Raw genomic sequence first — 19,114 nt, 5'->3', positions numbered from 1 at the left:
AGGCACTTTTTGATTTATCATTCCGTTTCTGTTGATTCGTCCTCAACCGTCGATTGTGCTGTACTTGGGAACAATTCAGCAAGAACGCGTTCACTCGCCGTACCATCATCTAAGCTACAGAACCGTTCGAGGAAGCGGTCGTATTTTTCTTGGTAAGCGACGGACTTCGTATCGATTTGTTCGATATAATCGATGACTTGATCTGTTTCCTTCAGAAGTGGTCCAGGGACGACTTCTTCGAAATCGAAGTAGAATCCGCGCAACGTTGAAGCATATTTTTCTAGATCGTACGTAAAGAAGATCATTGGACGTTGCAAGTGGGCATAGTCAAAGAACACAGATGAGTAGTCCGTGATCAGAATGTCACTAATCAGATAGAGTTCTGCGATATCACCGTATGAAGAGACATCGTAAGCGAATCCTTCGTGTCCACTGATATCCATGTTTTGAGCAATCAAGTAGTGCATCCGTAAAAGGACGACGTAGTCATCGCCAAGACGTGCTTGCATCTCATTTAAATTCAACTGCAAGTCGAAGCGGTATTTTCCACGAGCGATGAACTCATCATCTCGCCATGTCGGTGCATAAAGGACAATCTTTTTATCAGCCGGAATATTTAAGCGTGTTTTGATTTCACTGATGAGACCCGCTTGATTATCGGCATATAAGAGATCGTTACGAGGATAGCCCGTTTCAAGCATCGTATTTTGGAACCCGAATGCGCTCTTGAAGATTTCGCTCGAGTACGCGTTTGGCGAAATCAGATAGTTCCATTCTTGCGCTTGGTTATAGAAATTCTTTTTATAGCGAATCGCATTCGTTCCAGCCATATGCACATCTTCCATATCAAGACCGAGTCGTTTTAATGGCGTACCGTGCCATGTTTGAAGATAGATAGTTTCTTCGCGTTTTTTCAAGCTGAGCGGCTGACGCGTGTTGAAAATCCAGTATTTCGCACGAGCCATGTATTGATAGTACGTAAAGCTGTTTCGAAGTACCCAATTCGGACATGCTTCCTTCACTTCATCAGAAGGTTCTTGAGCGAAAATCCAAACAAGTTCTAGTTCCGGATGTTTTTCTTTTAGGTGAAGGTAAAGTGCCTTCGGATTGTCAGAGTAACTCCGCCCTAAGAAACTTTCGAATAAGACGAGATTGTCTTTGATCGGCATCTTCTGGAATAGTCGATATAGCATAATACCATTTTTAATTTTTTTACGACGCGCCGTACGTAAGGAACGTTTTGTTTTGACAGCAGTAATGTACAGCTTGAACATCGCGTACGATCCCGTTGACCAAGCTTGTAGATATTTACTCTTTGATGGCATCCGCTTTAAGTCGTAAGCGACATGGTTGAAGACTTCTGCTTGTTGAGTATTAGATGAACTCCGTTCGAGTAATGTACGTCCACGTTTTGAAATGAACCGTTTATACCACGTATTTAAGAATTTTTGGACTTCTTCATCTTTTGTCTCTGCTGATAATATGCCATAAATTCGAGAGATATCTGAGAGTGTCGTAATGTCACGTAGTTGGAAGAGCGATTGACCATCCAGTGGTGTACTTCTTGAATTCCGTCCGTACACGATGTAGTTGACGGAAGTAATGTTCGTTAACTGCGAAATGACAGTATGGGCGATGAGCGTATCCGCAAACCATGTCGTTTCGAAGCTAGGCAATGTCTGAAGCAATTCTTTTTTGATCATCCATCCATGGATCGTCGTCAAGTGACGCGAATTAAACTTCGTGCGCGAGTAAAAGAAGTAACGATCGTCATCGATCGGCATCAGCCATTTCTTCTTATTATAGACAGGGGAGATCTTACCGATGATGACTTCCCCACGAGACTTCTCGTATGCCTTGATATATGTGTAAAGCGCACGGGGAGCAAGAATATCATCACTATCTAAAAAGATGACATAGTCTCCTGAAGCAGCTTGAACTCCATTACGTCGAGCCGCATACACACCTTGATGTGATTGTTCGATGATGGTACACGTTGGATGTAGTGCACGAATATCATCGACATAAGAACTTGGTCCATCAAAGACAACGACGATTTCTACAGGAATCGAAACGTGTTGGTCGAGAACGGATTGAATCGCAGCTTTTGCTTGAGATTCGGTTTGATAGACTGGAATGATCACACTAATTGAATTCATGTTGACTCTCCTTTTGATGAAAGAATCGAAAAAGATTCGATTCGGCAAAATTGTATTCTGTTGAATAGGATATCACAAATCTGAAAAAGGTAGCAGTGTTCCTAAAAATCTGTCTTTTGTCTGTAATGAGTAGGCGTCTCGCCCGTGATTTGTTTAAAGGCCTGACTGAAATGACTTTGACTTGAAAAGTGCAGTCGGTTTGAAATCGTCAATAGCGAGTCGTCAGATGAACGTAGCAATCTTTTCGCTTCGCGAATCCGTTCACGAATGACGTAACGAGCCAGCGGTAAACCCGTTTCATCTTTAAATAAAACGGATAAATAGTTGGAGGATACGTGAATCGCCTGACTGATGGACGAGACCGATAAAGGATCGTAGAGATGCTGCTGAATGTATCGAATGGCAGCTAGGACGTGTGGCGAATGACGCAACGCTTGTATTTCTTTGACGGCTTCCGCAAAAGATACCGTGATCCGAACGTGACGATTTCGCAATTCTGCAATACTCGTCGCAGCTTCGATCGTCTCAATCATCCGATCACTGAGCGAAAAGGCTTCGTCTGGTTCGAGTCCCCCACGAATAGCGGCACGTGCGCTCAGAAGAACCGTTCCTAGAAGTAGATTCTTTTCTGCTCGGAGTGGTTGATGACGTGCGAGTGTTCCGAACTCACCGTATGCGGGAAGAGAATAGGTCGTCGCCAACCGTTCGCTCTGTCCGGATGAGATCCAGTCGATGATTTGTTGCTCGCGTTGCCAAGCTTTTCGATAGGCGGTCACACCTGTGTGCGAAGGGGCTTCAGACACTAAAGGAATTTCCTCTTCCTGTATATCTGAAACATGATCGATGTCACGAGAGGACAATCCTTCACCATGTAGAAGGCGATAGAGCAAATGGGCACAGTCGATCAGACGATTTTCCGTCGTTCGGGGTAGAACTTTATAAAATTGATGATAGGTCTCATCTTGAATATGAGCCCGAAAAAGTGCTGACTGTAAGAGAACGGGACCGATCCGGTACATGCCTTGGTCAGGAACGTCTACGAACAGATAAGCCGTTCCGTCTTTTAAGGTATGAAGTAGAGGGCGATGATTTTTTAAAGTAGGCCACGTATCTTCAATCAATAGATTAGCTGGATGCTTGGGTGCGGAAGGACGTAACTCGATTGAGACATGCTCTTGATCTTGATAGGAAATAAAAAAACCAGTCATCCCAAACAAATGTTCCGCGATTTGTGTCAAGTCTGAGGGGCTTAAGGGATTCATGAAGCGACTCCTTTCGAATGATGCATCGATTGTATCTAGTGTATGTGCTCGGCAATCGATAGTCGAGTAGGGAATGAAAAAATCCGAAGTCTTTCTTCAAGACTCCGGATCGATAGGCTTATGGATTCGTAGGAGACGGAGAGGACTCAGGTGTTGGATCCTCCTCGTGCCCCGTCTCGACTTCAGGATCATTCGTTTCGATATCGTGCTCCGTCAATTCTGTGCTTGCGACTTCCGCGTAGGCATCGTCAGCAGAATGGCTTGTGTCGGGTTCTGATGAAAGGACGTCTTCTTGTTCTTCGACCGAATGTTCGTCAGATACGGTTTCGTCTAACTGGAATTCCAATGTGAGCGCATGGAGATCACCTGCGATGTGAGCGAGGTGAGCCGCTGCCGTCGTCACGGATTCAAGTGTTGCGTTCGTTTCTTGAATACTTGCAGCGCTTGTCTCAAGACCTGCTGCATTCTCTTCCGTTAAAGCAAGAATGGTTCCCATGGCATCGGATACTTCTTCCGTAGCAAGCGTCAGCGCCTCGATGTCACCAGTCAATACTTCTGTTCGATTCGAGACATGATGTACGGATCCTGCGATGCGCTCGAAGTCATCGCCTGTCGTTTTGACAGACTCAAGAGACAGCTTCAAATCACTCATGACATGGTGCATCGCACTCATGGCAGTATGTGTTTCTTGTTGAATATTATCGAGGAGCTGTTTGATTTGTTTAGCGGATTCGTCGCTCTCCTCGGCCAGTTTTCTTACCTCACTCGCGACGACAGCAAATCCACGTCCTTGTTCACCAACACGTGCGGCTTCGATTGCTGCGTTGAGGGCGAGTAAATTCGTCTGACTCGAGATGGCTTGCAGCGTTCCAAGAATCTTTCCGATCTCATCAGAACGTTTGCCTAAGAAATCAGAAGTATTCTCGATTTCTTTTTCCAATGAATCCGAATGGCTCAATAGATCAGAAATCGTCTGTTTCGTCACGTCACTTCCTCGTGTCGCAGCGGAAGCGACGGAAGCGACTTCAGAAAGTGTCGTGGACGCGACCTGTTGCATTGCTGTAGAACGTTCCTTGACACCGTATACAGCATGGGAAGAACGTTCGGCTTGTTTCGTTTGAGTTTCACCAGCAGCAGCGATTTCTTCCATTGTCTGTCCGATATGACGTGAAGCCTTTTGTACATGAGTCGCATTGTTTGAGAGCTCTTCTGACGCATCGCGAACGGTCGTAGCGGATGTAGTCATCGCTAGAATCGTTTGTCGCAGGCGCGCGCGCATCGCGTCGAAGTTTGCACTGAGGTCTGTTAATTCATCCCGGATGAATCGTTTAGGACGATGCTGTGTTCGCAAATCACCTGATGCGATTGCTAATGCTTCACGACGGAGCATCGACAGCGGGCGATTGATCGAACGCCCGATCAACCAAGCGATCAATGTCGCGAGGGCGATCGCAACGACGAAATTGATCAATGACTGATTGAGCATGGCTTCTTTAGGCGCATACAAGGAAGCGTAATCCAGTACGACGGCTAGTTTGAATCCTGTTTTCGAAGAAGTTTGCCAAATGACGACCGATTTTTTTCCGGCGACGTCCATGATCTTCGTACCGGATTCTTGCTCTAACATGGACTTTGGAGCAGAGAAATATGCTTTTCCGTCTTCACGTAGTTGATTGATTTTTTTGAAGAAATAATTTCGGTTCGGGTGCGTGACGACCTTACCGTCTTGTGTGTAGCTGAAAACAAATCCTTTTTGTCCGATTTCAATCCGTTTCATATCTTCAGCAAGACGATTGATGCTTTTATAAACAGACAATACACCTTTGATGTTCGCTTGAGCATCTAGTGTCGCCTTAGAGAAACCGATGATGGATAATTTCGTCGCGCTATCATAGTAAGGCTCGCTCATGGCGACAGTGCTTGAATTCTCCAGCGCTTGTTTATACCAAATCTCTTTTCGAGGATCGTATCCAGGTGCGACGTCTTGTTTTGGCCAGTTAAGATAGCCGCCTTTCGTATCAGCGTATTGGATAAATGAATTTTCGATTTTTGAGGAGCCATATTTCTCAAGGACATTATAGATATCTGTTGCTTTTTGAGAAGGAGCCTCCGAAGCATCGGGTTGTTTGGTTGTATCTATGTAGTTCGGTAGAGTACCGTCTTCACGGTTGGAAGGGAGTCCGGCAAGGAGTGTTGTATCTTTTTTAGTATCATCGATGATGCGGGAAAACGATTGTTCGAGTTGCTTTAAAGCAGTTTGGGATGTCGAGTCGACCAGTTGATCGACAGTTCGGCTTGTTTGGTCATACGAAAACCAAGTGGAAACACCGAGAGTAAGAGCAGGCAACAAAATAAGCCCGATGAACAAACGACGGGTGATCGGGAGGCGCATGATGAATTCTCCTATCCTAAATAGTCTTTAAAATCTGTCTATTCTGACTATCGGAAGGGTACGGATAAATATGAAGGAATTATGTAGAGATTTTCATCATTTGAGAAATGAATCCAGTGAGGCTTCGTGATAAAATGAAGAAGGTGTCACAGAGTGGCTAGGGAGGAACAGAAATGAACATTGCTTTTTTCTTACTACCAAAAGATGAGGTGAAATATTTAGATCCTGAATCGACGGTCAGACAGGCATTAGAAAAGATGAAACATCATCGATTTACGTCCGTTCCGCTCGTCGATAATAAAGGTAAATACGCAGGGACATTAACGGAAGGGGATGTCTTGTGGGCGCTCGAGGCTAATCTAGAGCATGCAGACTACGATCACGTCTTGCAAACACGGTTAACGGATATTAAACAACGTGTTCGTTATAAACCAGTCTCGATTACTGCGCAAATGGAAGAGATGATTGAGGTCATCACGGACCAAAACTTCGTTCCTGTCATCGATGATGGAAAGCACTTTATCGGAATCATTCGTCGTCGGGATATCATCGATTATTTCGCGAAAAAAGTAGCGCGCGAAAATGTCAGTTACTAAAAAATATAAAACTAGTAAAGAAAGCACTTATTTTCACGAAATGTGAGAAGAAGTGCTTTTTATTGACTTAAATCGACTTCAACATACAGCAAAAAGAGACGATATAGAAGCATAATGACATTTTAGGGAGGACGATGTGTTGCGACGTTTATCACCAGTCTTCATCGAAGAAGCTTTTCGAAGACGATCCTACTATAAAACGTTCTCGTGGATGATTGCAGTCATCGGTCTACTTGCGATTATCGTTGCGTTACACCAATTGAACAAAACACTCGAAGAAGGAAAACGTTTCGAAGAGGCGGCAAAAGCGATTGACATCGTGATCCCAGCAAATCATGCAACTCAAGATTTAACGTCTTATTATCTTGCTTCCTTAGAGAAACAGGTTGAGGAACCACAAGTAACAAAACAAGCAGAGACCTCTCTCTTCCACTTATATGAACAGCTAAAGGAAGAGCAAGCGATTGGCCCAGCACGTAAAGAGTTGTTGGAGGAACTCACGAAATTAGAGCGTCAAGGATACGAGTCCAATCATCGCTTTTTCACAGCCTCTACGAATTTTAAAAGTGAAGTGATTTTTAATCAACTCGTCTTAAGTAAAGAGACTGGTTCATACTACGATGTGTTCTCGCATCTTATCATGATGGAAGAGCAGCTTGGAAAATCGGCACAGATTCTACGAGAAGCACGTCGGGACAACGAAATCAGTTCGATTGATCGATTACGCATCCAACAAATGCGGATCGACTTGCCCATTCGACAACAATCGCTCATGAATGCCTTGTATGAGGTAGTTTCGTTACAAGACGACACAGGGCGCCAAGAAATTGCAAACATGAGAAGTCAGATGCGAAATTACACAGAAACCCTAGATGAACTGTTGAGTACATCAAACGATCAAAACTATGCGAAACTAGCTAATCAGTCTAAACAATATGAAACAAGCATGTACCAGATATATGATCAAAAGTTAAAACAGGTACAACAAGAAATGCAGCACCGAGGATCGCAGATCATTCAAAATGCTTGGCTGCTATTTGCAACAATCATTCTTGTCATTGCGGCATTATTAATATTGAATTGGTTATTATTACGTGCTTTTCGAAAAGATATTTCCTTACTACAAAACGAAGCGAATACGTTTGCTGAGGATCGACGGCAATCTGGGTATCATGTACACGAAAGAAATGACTTCAAGCCAGTCGTTCAAGCCTTCCGGACGATGACAGCAATCATAGCTGGATTACTCGATCATAGTGATGCGAATACAAAAGAGATTAAGCAGAAGAAAGCCGAAATCGAATCTCTCTTTTCTCAAAATACAGATCCAATTCTTGCTTTATCGTCGGACTATACGATTTTAAATGGAAATGATCGTTTTCGACAGTTAACGCATGCCACTTCGGGTTGGACGATTGAAGAATTGGTGCATCCAGCTGATTTGAATCGAATGCGACGAGCACTTCAACAAGCCATCGAAGGGAACAGTCAGACGATTCGCTGTAAAATGTTATTTGACGAAGATATTTTAAATATGTTCGTCAACATCATTCACGTTCCGAACAAAGAGGATGAAACAGGTGTTGCCTTATATCTCTCTTGTCATGATGAGACAGATCAGTTTCGGCGAGAAGAACGCATTACACAACTTGCGCTTTTTGATATGTTGACGGGGTTACTGAATCGAAATGGATTTGAACAAAAGATGCAGGATGCACTGAGAGCACCACAAACAGGCGAGCTCGTCACTATCAGCATTCGTCAATTCCGCCGAATCAATGATATTTACGGTCATGGGGCAGGAGATCAGATTTTAAAGGATCTCGCGAATCGACTGAAGCATCATTTCATCGGAACGGGACAAGCAGCACGTATTGGTGGAGATGAATTCGCTGTATTAGTCGCGCAACAGGATATCGTTGATTACGAGAAATTAAAGCAAGTCATCGAACATGTTTATGAAATTAACGGAGAATTCGTGAACGTCAGCATCAGTATGAGTATGGTCCGCTATCCGGACGATGCAGTAGCTGTCACTTCGTTATTATCCTCTGTCGATATCGCGATGCAACATGCGAAACAACAGACAGAAGGTGGACCGGTCTGGTTCGAACCTTGGATGAGTGCGGAATATCTGGAATCGGTCGTATTGGAAGGGGAGTTACGGGATGCGATTGAAAAGAACGAGTTACAATTGTTCTACCAACCGCAAATCAACCTTGCGACACGGCAGGTGGATGGTTGTGAGGCGCTCTTGCGCTGGTTCCATCCAGAACGTGGCATGATCAGTCCGGCAGTCTTCATTCCAATTGCCGAGCGATCGATGCTCATCGAAGAGATTGGGATGTGGGTCGTTGCTGAAACGGTTCGCCAAGTAGAGGCGTGGAAAGAAACGGAGCTCGGATCGCTTCGCGTCTCAGCGAACTTATCCGTAAAAGAGCTCGTCTCTGGTCGGATTGTGGATTACCTGACGGGCGTCCGAGAAATTCATCCTGGAATTGAAGACCGGATGGAACTCGAAATCACGGAATCTTTCGGTGTCTTTTCGGACGGACGTGTCTTCGAGGCGCTTCAGACGTTACACCAAATGGGTTATCGTCTGGCGATCGATGACTTTGGTACTGGTTATTCGTCTTTGTCCTACTTGAGTCGATTGCCTATTCAGCGACTGAAAATCGATCGCTCGTTCATCAGCGGTCCGGATGCCTGTTCGAACGCACCGCTCATCGAGACGATCATTAAACTGGCGCATACATTGAAATATGATGTTGTCGCCGAAGGCATCGAGGAACTGGAGCAGGCGAATCATCTGCAACAGCTGGATTGCGAGTATGCACAAGGTTTTTATTATTCAAGACCAATCCCGGCAGACGAGTTCCGCGTCTGGTACGGAAAGTATCATGAAACGCTTTTATCTGAATGAATCACTAGTTACAGTCTAAAGATTGAGGTCTCTTAAAATAGAAAAGGTGAGTTTCCGTCCGGAAACTCACCTTTTTCATTGGATAAATTGAGGAAAACGAATAATTAGACGCGATCGAGTACGAGGTCGTCTGCTTGTTCGAGATACGCTTTGACCGGTGCGACTGCTGCCTCGACCGTACCTGGTGCGAACGGAGACTTCAATCCAGCACGTTCGACGAGCGTAAGGAAGCTTTCCGAGCCGCCGGCACGACAGAGATCTAGATATGACTTCCAAGCCGCTTCCCGGTCTTGTTCCATCCAAGCATAGAACTGGAAGGCACAGACTTGAGCGAGCGTGTAATCGATATAGTAGAACGGACTGCCGAAGACGTGTCCTTGTTGATGCCACCATGCACCTGAATCGAGATAATCGTTTGCTTCGTAATCACGATGCGGCAGGTATTTCTTCTCAATCGTCCGCCATGCTTCGCGACGCTCAGCTGGTGTCAATTCCGGTTGATTGTAGATGACGTGTTGGAACTCGTCAATCGCAACGCCGTACGGAAGGAATGTGACGCTTCCTGCGAGGTGATTGAACTTGTATTTCGCTGTCTCTTCACCGAAGAACTCTTCCATCCACGGATAAGCGAAGAATTCCATCGACATCGAGTGAATCTCACACGCTTCATACGTTGGGAAAGCACTCTCTGGAGCTGTCAGGTGACGGCTCTCATAGACTTGGAAGGCGTGTCCGACTTCGTGCGTCAGGACATCGATGTCGCCTGCCGTTCCATTGAAGTTCGAGAAGATGAACGGGAGTTTTTCGTCTGCGATGTAGGTACAATACCCACCGCCGGCTTTCCCAGGTTTCGCCGTTAAATCGAGTGCTTCCCGGTCGAGCATGTAGTTGAAGAACTCGTTCGTCTCCGGTGACATCTCTGCATACATCTTTTTGCCGCCTTCGATGATGAACGACTCTTCGCCTTTCGGTGTCGCATTACCAGACTTGAAGGCAAATCCTTCATCGTAGTAATACAACTGATCGACGCCAATCCGTCGTTGCTGGCGTTCTTTGAGTTGTGTCGCGAGCGGAACAATCGTTTCACGGATTTGTTCGCGGTACTGTTCGACCATCGATTGGTTATAATCGACGCGAAGCATCCGTGCGTATCCGAGCTCGACGAACGATGGGAAGCCGAGTGTCTTCGCGATCTCGGTCCGGATGCGGACGAGTTTGTCGTAGATCGTATCGATTGCTTCGCCTTGTTCTTTTAAATAGCCGTAGCGTGCCTCTGAAGCTGCTTTACGGACATCACGATCAGGTGATTGAATATAGGGGCCGAACTGTGATAAGTTGAGCGTCTTGCCATCGAACTCGATTTGAGCAGAAGACATCAGTTTCGTATATTCACTCGAGAGACGGTTCTCTTCTTGGAGTTTCGGAATGATCTCTTCCGAGAACGTCTTCAGGCTCGCTTCAGCAATCAGGAATAACTGTTTGCCTTGTGTCTGTTCGAGTTCACTGCGGAGTGGGTGCGTCGTCAACGCTTGATAATAGCTTGAGACATATCCTTGATAGATCGCACTCGCTTCATCAAAGAAGCCTTGTTCCGTCTCATAGAACGTATCACGTGTATCGATCGTGTGGCGGATCTCGACGAGCTGGCTTGCCGTTTCAAATTGATTTCTGAGGGTATTAATCTCAGTGATGGCTGCGTTTGCTTCATCTACCTGTGTGGCTTCCGTCAGTCGAGCGATCGCTTGATTCATGGATGTTTCAAGCAAGGCAAGGTCAGGACGGACATATGTAATTTCTGAAAATGGTAACATGTAAGCGCCTCCTTATGATTTCTAACTATTATCACACAAAAATACTTGCAAAACCAGAGGGACAAACGTATGCTTTTTGTGAGAACGTGAGCGAGCTGTCTGACAGCTTACTCCTATAAAAAATCGAAACTTCCATTCGGAAGAAAAACGATCGAGAAAGTAGAGGGATAGTATCATGGGATTCTTAAAAAAATTGTTTGGTGGTAACGACGCAGGAAACGCGAAAATCGCTTCTGCACTTACAGGTAAAATCGTCAACATCGAGAACGTACCCGATCAAGTTTTCTCTCAAAAAATGATGGGCGACGGTGTCGCGATCGAGCCGACAGAAGGTAAAGTTGTTTCGCCGATCAACGCAACGGTTGAAACGATCTTCCCAACAAAACACGCAATCGGTCTAAAAGGTGAAGATGGTCTTGAACTGTTGATCCACGTTGGTCTTGATACAGTTAACCTTAAAGGTGAAGGCTTTACGGCTCACGTCCAGTCAGGTGACAAAGTCAAAGCAGGAGACGTCCTCGTCGAGTTCGACCTTGACTACATCCGTGCGAACGCACCATCGACGATCACACCGATCATCGTAACAAACCACGATCAATTCACGCTTTCAGCTGTACCAGCTGAAGGAACTTCTGTTGTCGCAGGCGACACAGAGCTCTTCAAAGCAACACATAAATAAGATACGATACGCCTCCATTCCTTGCGGATGGGGGCTTTTTTGTCATCTCCTCCCGTGTCTTACCGTTTTGTAAGAGAAGTGAAAGCAAAGTCCATTTTGAGAAAAGCAGGGAAGGACTAGACTGAGTGTAACGAATCAAACACAGGAGGCAATACAGATGAAAGCAATCTTACAAGCAGAACAGATTTCAAAAACGTATCAAACGAAAACAGCGCGCCACGAAGCACTGCGTCCGACGACGCTCCGTGTCCACGAAGGAGAGTTCGTCAGTATCATGGGTCCATCCGGTGCCGGGAAATCGACATTACTTAACCTGCTGTCGACGATTGATCAGCCAACGGACGGCTCGATTTTAATCAATGGAGCAGACGTGACGGCGATGAAGGAAAAACAATTGGCTCGTTTCCGCCGGGAACAACTCGGCTTCATCTTCCAGGATTTCAATCTCCTCGATACGATGACGGTCCGGGAAAACATCGCCTTACCGCTATCACTCGCGAACGTCGATAAAAAGATGATCTTAGAACGTGTCGATCGTGTGGCACGTCAACTCGGTATCTATGACTTACTCGATAAACGTCCCGTTGAACTATCGGGCGGACAAAAACAACGGACAGCTGCCGCGCGTGCGATCATTCATGATCCGTCACTCATTTTAGCCGACGAGCCAACCGGTGCACTTGACTCGAAGTCAGCGACCGGGTTACTCGAAGCGATGCAATCGCTCAACAACGAAGGCGCGACGTTTTTAATGGTAACGCATGATCCGATGACAGCGTCTTATGCGGAACGGATTCTGTTCGTCAAGGACGGAGAGCTGTTCAAGGAAGTCCATCGCTTTGGTTCGCAGAAGGAATTCTTCGAACAGATCATGGAAGTTCAGCGTGAACTCGGAGGTGCCGTCCGTGAGCTTGTCTAAACTGGCGTTTCAAAATTTGAAGAACATCCGTCAAAACGTGATGTACCTCGGTGCGGTCACGTTTGCGATTCTGATTTATTACACGTTCCTCGCGATTCGATCGAATGAAGCGATGCTTCAGGCGAACGAATTGTACGGCAAACTGGGAACGGTCTTTACCGGAGCAAGTGTCATTCTAGCGCTTTTCTCTGCTATCTTCATCTGGTATTCAAGTGACTTCTTCTTACGTCGTCGTAAGAAGAAAATCGGGCTTTATGCATTACTCGGTTTAGAACGAGGGCAGATTGCTCGCCTGATTTTCCTTGAGACGATGGGGTACGGAGTGATTGGTCTGATTCTCGGAATTGCGATCGGTACCGTCGCTTCGAAATACTTCGTGCAGTTGCTCGCTTCCGTCATGGCGATGCAAGTCGATGCGACCTTTACGATCAGCGGAGCTTCCGTCCTGCAGACGATCGGTGTTTTCCTTTTAATCTTTCTGATCATCGCTTTACGTTCGGCTCGGACGATTTATCGTTTTACATTAATTGAACTGTTCAAGGCAGAACAACAAGCGGAATCGCTTCCGAAAGTCCATCCGATCCTAGCCGTGCTTTCGGTCGTCTTGATCGGTGTTGGGTACTATTTGACCGGACAACCGTTGATGGATCACTTTACGATCGTTGCCCCACTCTTGATGCTCTGCGTCATTCTCGGAACGTTCGGAACGATGAGTTACTTCACGATCTTCTTATTGCGCGTCTTAAGTAATCAAGCGCGACACTTCAAAGGAACAAATTTGATTCTGCACGGGCAATTGTTGTCACGAATCAAATCGAATGCCGTCATGCTGTCGACGATCACAGTCATCACTGCCGTCACATTGACGACAGTCGGTACAGCGACATCGATTTATTATTTCATCGATCAGACCGTCGAGGAGCAAGTTCCGTACAGTCTATCGATTGCGAGTAAACAATCTGAAGCGGAACAACTGATTGCAAAGTCTGACCAAAAGATCGACAGCCGGACGATGGTCAACGTCAAGAACGTCGACCATCAGATGACCGATCTGCCGAACCCGCTGACGTTCACGCGCTACTACGCGACGTATGCGTATGAAGACCAGCCGGGACAATTCAGCTACGTCAACTATTCGGACTACGTCAAGCTCGCGAAAGCGAACGGGAAAACGGTCATCAAAGAACCGAAACAAGGCGAAGCAATCGTCCTTGAGACATTCAAAGGAAACGATTTGTTGAAGATGAAAGTCAAATCGCCGGTCGGTGTTGAAATCAAGGACGTTCATGAGTCCTTTCGAATCACCGCTGCGACGAATCTACCGATCGCTCAACTTTATGAGAAACAGCGTCTCGCCTTCGTCGTAAACGATGATGCGTTCGCGAAGATGCCGGAAAAAGGCTTCACGCTGACGAATTATCAGTTCTCAGATGAACGTCATGACGATGGATTGATGAAACAGTTGACACAACTATATGGAAAACAAGCGGACACGGAGATGGCGGCGTACTATCCTGTCTATACGATGACGACGGCAACGACAGGCTTACTCGCGTTTGCTGCCGGCTTCCTTGGTCTCGTCTTCTTGCTTGCGACGGGTTCAATCATCTACTTCAAGATGCTCGCGGAAGCAGAAGAATCGAAACAACGGTTTGCCATCATCCAGAAAATCGGTGTCGATGAGAAAGAACAGACGGGCATCATCCGTCCGTCACAAAGAACAGACGGGCATCATCCGTCGCCTTGTCGGATTCGTCTTCTCCTTACCGTACGCGCTCGGACTTGTTCATAGTTTAGTTGCGATGCAAGTCTTGCAGAAACTGTTGAACTACAACATCGTTCGTCCGACATTACTTGCGATTGTTTGTTATACGATCGTCTATCTGATCTACTATATCGTCACGGTCCGTGCGTACCGCCGCATCGTCACGTGATGAACTAAATAGGGGTACACAGAACTGGAAACGGAATAATCGTTTCCAGTCCTTTTTGAGTTCGTTATGATAAAGGGAGAAGGAGTTGATAGGAACGATGCATACGATTTTATTAGTCGAAGATGACATGAAGATTGCCACATTATTGAAAGAACTACTCGAACGCTATGATTTTAGAGTCGTCGTTGAAGATGGACGAGGAGATGTCGTCGCCGTCTATGAAGAGACGAATCCAGACGTCATTCTATTAGATGTCAATTTACCGAAGTTTGACGGTTTCTATTGGTGTCGACAATTGCGGATGAAGACACGGGCACCCATCCTGTTCATCTCAGCACGGGTCGGGGAGATGGATCAAGTCATGGCGCTTGAATACGGAGCGGATGATTACATCGTCAAGCCGTTCCAAGGAGCGGTCGTCATCGCGAAGATTAAAAGTCAGATTCGCCGGGCCTATGGCACGCTTTCAAACGAGACGGATGAGCGGACGGTGACGAAAGAAGGTGTCACGCTGTACTTGGACCGTTATATCGTCGAGTACGGGGAACAGTCGATCGAGCTGTCAAAAAAAGAGGGACTGATCCTTGAAATGTTGCTGACGGCAAGTCCACGAATCGTCAGTCGGGGCGATCTACTTGAACGGATTTGGGATGACGAAGCATTCGTCGATGAGAATACGTTGAACGTCAATATCACGCGTGTCCGCAAACGGCTTGCCGAAATCGGTGTCGCTGGACTTGAGACGGTGCGAGGTGTCGGTTATAAACTGGTTCTTGAACCATGAAGCTCTTTTTACGGCACGCGATACCAGGTATCATCTTCTTTACTGGACAAATGCTGATTTTATATGCCGTCTTATGGCTCTACGATCTTTATCGCCCAGCAGCCTTCTTTTATATCGTGCTCTTGAACAGTATCGGTCTCTTGATTTATCTCAGTTATCGTTTCTTCAGCATGCTTCCGTTGCTGCGACGGATGCAACAGCCGGTCCAATCGGTCGCAGAACCGATTCGCAGTGATAGTGAAGAACCGATTTCCGTCGCTGTCGAACAATTTTTAGAACGGCAACAGACCTTGTTTCGAAACAGTCTGTTTGCTGAGCGACGGAAGGAAAAAGAGCGGCATCGGTATGTCGACCAGTGGATTCATCAAATGAAGACGCCGTTATCCGTCATCGAACTGATTCTCGAACATCCGGGGGAGTACTATCAAGCTGATTTGCGCCAAGAGGTCGATCGGCTGCGCAGTGGACTCGACCAGATGCTCTATTCGTCACGTCTAGAAGCGATCGAGACGGATCTGAAGGCAGAGCAGTTATCCTTAAAGCCACTTATTACCGGCATCATTAATCAGGAAAAACGACTATTCGTCAAAAATCAGGTTTTTCCGAAACTCGATATCGCGGAGGATATGTACGTCTATACGGATGCGAAGTGGTTTCGATTCCTCGTCTTACAGCTTGTGACGAATGCGATTAAATATACGACAGGTCACGGACGAGAAGTCGTCTTGAAGGCGGAGGAGATAAATGGGCAGGTCGTTTTGTCGATTCGAGACGACGGCGTCGGGATTCCAAGACGAGATGTCCCACGCGTCTTTAATGCGTTCTTTACCGGTGAGAATGGGCGACGTTACGGGGAATCGACCGGAATGGGACTGTATTTCGTCCAGCAGGTCTCGATGAAACTCGGACACGAGATTGAACTTGAGAGTGAGGAAGGCATCGGGACGACATGTCGGATTCGTTTAGTAGGAGGTCGCGCACATGATTGAGGTGAAACAATTAGGAAAGGTCTATCCCGGAAAGGTGACGGAACAGCCGTTGACGGATGTGAACTTCCGAGTTGAAGAAGGCGAGATGGTCGCAGTCATGGGACCGTCCGGTAGTGGCAAATCGACACTGATCAACTTGCTTGCGACACTCGACGAGCCAAGTTGGGGATCGATTCTGATTGATGGCGTCGATACAGCGACGTTTAAGCGAAAAGAGATGACACGCTTCCGACGCGAGACACTTGGGATCATCTTTCAGGAATTCAACTTACTCGACTCCTTGACGCTCGGTGAGAACATGCTCGTTCCATTGATGTTGTCTGGGAAAAAAGCAAAACTGGCGCGTGAAGAGATGGAGCAGTTGGCTCGTCGCCTTCAGATTGATGATTTGCTCGATAAGCAGGTGGACGAAGTAAGTGGTGGACAACGGCAGCGAACAGCGATCGGTCGCGCCTTGATTCATACGCCGCGTCTGATACTTGCGGACGAACCGACCGGAGCGCTTGATTTTCAAGCGACAAAACATGTCATGGATGTATTAGCAGAACTGAACGCGACGGGGATGACGATGGTCATCGTGACGCATGATCCGCAAGTCGCTTCGTATTGTAATCATGTCTTGTTTTTAAAGGACGGTAGCGTGCAAACCGAGTTATTCCGTGATGAGCCACGACGGATCTTCTTTCAACGTGTCATTGAGTCGTTATCGTTGTTAGGAGGGGATGAGCATCAATTATCTGCAATACGCCCTACGTAATATCCGGCGCTACCAGCGGTTGTACTATGGGTATGCCTTGACGATCATCATCGCGATGACGATCGTGACGAGTTACTGGAACTTGCTGACGAACGGATCGTTTCAAAACGTCGCCAAGATACTCAGCCAATTGAACCAAGTCATCGAGATGACGATCTTGTTCGTCTTCATCGCAGAACTGATCATCCTATTTTTTAGTATCCTGTTCATCTATTCGACGACCTATACGATGCTTGAGCACCGGAAGAACGATCTCCGAACGATGCGGACGCTCGGTAGTGGATTATCGCACTTCTTGAAGTATTTTTTGATTGAGGTTCTGATCGTCGGCGGATTAGCGATCACGGCGGGGATGATACTTGGAAATGTCTTGACGAAGATGCTGTTACTTTCTGTCGTCAAAATCATGTTCTTGCCACCGATCGAGTTTGAGCTGTCGTTTTATGCGATTCTTGCCTTGATTGGTGGCGCCTTCCTTGTTTTACTGATCGCGACCGTTCTGGCGATTTACCGTTTTCGTCCGGATCGACCGGTCCGTTCCCGTTCACTTTTTCGAAGAAGAGTTTGGATTCTGACACAAGTCCTCGCTCTATTGCTCTTGATTTACGGATATGTCCTCGCGTTCGTTCGAATGTATGGATTTTATATGTTATTCCCGCTTGTTATCTTCATCGGTTCCTTTTTCATTTGCCGCTATATCTTACCGTGGTTGATCCAGCTATATCGTCCATGTCGGTTGTCTCTTCGGAAACTGATCGTTTCGGAGATCGCCAATCAGTTACGAACGAATAGTACGCTGATTGCCCTCGGGACGATCTTGACGTCATGTGCGCTGACGGCAGTCGGACTTGTCTTCTTGTTTCAATTGATCGGACTCGATCTCTCGTCCCAAAATCAATTTGGTCTCGTCTATTATGAAGAATCCGCTCAGCCGACGAAGCGATTGAAGGATATTAAACAGACGATGACGGACGCATTTCCGGATCGCTATCAGCAAGATATTGAAGTGAAGGCAGAAGGGAAGCGTATCTTTTTACCGATTTCTGCCTACAACAAGATGATGCGTCAATTGCACCTTGAGGAGCGGAAGGCGACCGGTCGACAGAGTTTCTTCGTACCCGCGCGACCGGTGCAACTCGAAGAGAATACACCAACGATGAAAAAGGCGGAACAGGCGATGAAACGAGAAGGGTTTAAGCTGCTCTCGCCGTCTTCCCATGATTTAGTGTTCGGCTATAACTATCAGATTGAAACGATATTCGTCGTCAGCGACGCGGTCTTCCCGACACTTAAACAACCTGTTCGGCAAATCGTCGTCTTCGATACGCCAGCCTACCATGATTATGGAACGAGGGACTGGAAGCAGTGGATGAAGATCGTTCGCAATATTCAATCCGCAGCCAAGCTGGATGAGAAGCAGCCGGTTCCCTATCAGTTGATCAATGAGACGGAAGATGAGATCGACGGGATCCGGATCGTACGACTCGTCACGTTCGTCGTCATCCTTCTGACGATCTGGTTGTTCGTCATCAATGCGAGTTTCCTGCATGTATGGATGCAGATGACGGCGGAACAGGAACAAAAACGGATGAAGACATTGTTTGCGCTCGGATTCGGATCCGGAAACATTCGTCGTTACTTGCTCATGAAGTATGGTGCGGTCTTACTCATTCCCTATCTGATTTCTGTTTTTCATGCCTTTTTGTTGTTCCAAGTCGTCGTGACACAGGCTGGACTTGAAATGAAACCTTTTCTTAATCTCGCTATGTTTTGGATCAGTATCGTCACCGTTGGATACTTCTTAAGTGTCTTACCGATTTGGCTACGGTACCCGCGCCATCTGTTCCGGAAATCATCCGAAAGTTCGATGTATCCAACACCGAATTCAAGGGTATGATGATACCATAGG

General features: G+C 46.5%; 14 protein-coding genes. 10 read left to right on the top strand and 4 right to left on the bottom strand.

Features of this window, described 5'->3' with window-relative positions:
• Positions 1-17: 17 nt before the first annotated feature.
• The 3 genes from EXW93_RS13290 to EXW93_RS13280 all read right to left on the bottom strand — a co-directional run bounded on the left by EXW93_RS13290 (position 18) and on the right by EXW93_RS13280 (position 5,813).
• Entirely contained in the window at positions 18-2,159 is a 2,142-nt protein-coding gene (locus EXW93_RS13290; RefSeq protein ID WP_174316570.1) for a bifunctional glycosyltransferase/CDP-glycerol:glycerophosphate glycerophosphotransferase, read from the bottom strand.
• Between the two features lie 101 nt (positions 2,160-2,260).
• Positions 2,261-3,421, bottom strand: coding sequence for a helix-turn-helix domain-containing protein (locus EXW93_RS13285; RefSeq protein ID WP_023469331.1), 1,161 nt, complete (start codon positions 3,419-3,421; stop codon positions 2,261-2,263).
• A gap of 118 nt (positions 3,422-3,539) precedes the next feature.
• Complete coding sequence (locus tag EXW93_RS13280; protein WP_023469330.1) at positions 3,540-5,813, bottom strand: methyl-accepting chemotaxis protein; 2,274 nt, start codon at positions 5,811-5,813, stop codon at positions 3,540-3,542.
• Positions 5,814-5,986: 173 nt separating this feature from the next.
• Between EXW93_RS13280 and EXW93_RS13275 the strand changes: the two genes are divergently transcribed.
• Together EXW93_RS13275 and EXW93_RS13270 are read left to right on the top strand one after the other, a co-directional pair.
• A complete protein-coding gene (locus tag EXW93_RS13275; protein WP_023469329.1) occupies positions 5,987-6,409 on the top strand; it encodes a CBS domain-containing protein in 423 nt (140 codons plus the stop codon).
• Between the two features lie 136 nt (positions 6,410-6,545).
• The gene (locus tag EXW93_RS13270) at positions 6,546-9,332 is read left to right on the top strand and encodes a putative bifunctional diguanylate cyclase/phosphodiesterase (protein ID WP_041255200.1); all 2,787 of its coding nucleotides are present in this window, start codon (positions 6,546-6,548) and stop codon (positions 9,330-9,332) included.
• Between the two features lie 104 nt (positions 9,333-9,436).
• Here EXW93_RS13270 and EXW93_RS13265 read toward each other — a convergent pair whose 3' ends face one another.
• Positions 9,437-11,143, bottom strand: a complete 1,707-nt coding sequence (locus tag EXW93_RS13265; protein WP_174316569.1) for a M3 family oligoendopeptidase — start codon at positions 11,141-11,143, stop codon at positions 9,437-9,439.
• A 175-nt stretch (positions 11,144-11,318) separates the two neighbouring features.
• On the opposite strand from EXW93_RS13265, the gene EXW93_RS13260 reads away from it, so the two are divergent.
• The 8 genes from EXW93_RS13260 (at position 11,319) to EXW93_RS13230 (ending at position 19,102) form a co-directional block, all read left to right on the top strand.
• Positions 11,319-11,822 carry a PTS sugar transporter subunit IIA gene (locus tag EXW93_RS13260; protein ID WP_035396161.1) on the top strand — a complete coding sequence of 168 codons (504 nt, stop codon included), beginning with the start codon at positions 11,319-11,321 and terminating at the stop codon, positions 11,820-11,822.
• Between the two features lie 157 nt (positions 11,823-11,979).
• On the top strand, positions 11,980-12,741 hold the full coding sequence (locus EXW93_RS13255) for an ABC transporter ATP-binding protein (RefSeq protein ID WP_174316568.1): 762 nt from the start codon (positions 11,980-11,982) through the stop codon (positions 12,739-12,741).
• Positions 12,728-14,533: an ABC transporter permease gene (locus tag EXW93_RS13250; protein ID WP_174316567.1), complete on the top strand. Its 1,806-nt coding sequence runs from the start codon at positions 12,728-12,730 to the stop codon at positions 14,531-14,533. The genes EXW93_RS13255 and EXW93_RS13250 overlap by 14 nt, the downstream gene beginning before the upstream one ends.
• The gene (locus tag EXW93_RS16315; RefSeq protein ID WP_217449009.1) at positions 14,421-14,675 is read left to right on the top strand and encodes a hypothetical protein; all 255 of its coding nucleotides are present in this window, start codon (positions 14,421-14,423) and stop codon (positions 14,673-14,675) included. Before EXW93_RS13250 ends, EXW93_RS16315 begins: the two co-directional genes overlap by 113 nt.
• A gap of 97 nt (positions 14,676-14,772) precedes the next feature.
• Positions 14,773-15,459, top strand: a complete 687-nt coding sequence (locus EXW93_RS13245; RefSeq protein ID WP_047393119.1) for a response regulator transcription factor — start codon at positions 14,773-14,775, stop codon at positions 15,457-15,459.
• Positions 15,456-16,448, top strand: a complete 993-nt coding sequence (locus EXW93_RS13240) for a sensor histidine kinase (RefSeq protein ID WP_174316566.1) — start codon at positions 15,456-15,458, stop codon at positions 16,446-16,448. Before EXW93_RS13245 ends, EXW93_RS13240 begins: the two co-directional genes overlap by 4 nt.
• Positions 16,441-17,205, top strand: a complete 765-nt coding sequence (locus EXW93_RS13235) for an ABC transporter ATP-binding protein (RefSeq protein ID WP_023469321.1) — start codon at positions 16,441-16,443, stop codon at positions 17,203-17,205. Before EXW93_RS13240 ends, EXW93_RS13235 begins: the two co-directional genes overlap by 8 nt.
• Complete coding sequence (locus EXW93_RS13230; RefSeq protein WP_055969051.1) at positions 17,171-19,102, top strand: ABC transporter permease; 1,932 nt, start codon at positions 17,171-17,173, stop codon at positions 19,100-19,102. The genes EXW93_RS13235 and EXW93_RS13230 overlap by 35 nt, the downstream gene beginning before the upstream one ends.
• Positions 19,103-19,114 lie beyond the last annotated feature (12 nt).

This window comes from Exiguobacterium sp. JMULE1, assembly GCF_013337175.1.
Taxonomy (GTDB): domain Bacteria; phylum Bacillota; class Bacilli; order Exiguobacteriales; family Exiguobacteriaceae; genus Exiguobacterium_A; species Exiguobacterium_A indicum.
This window is presented reverse-complemented; position numbering and strand designations above follow the sequence as displayed.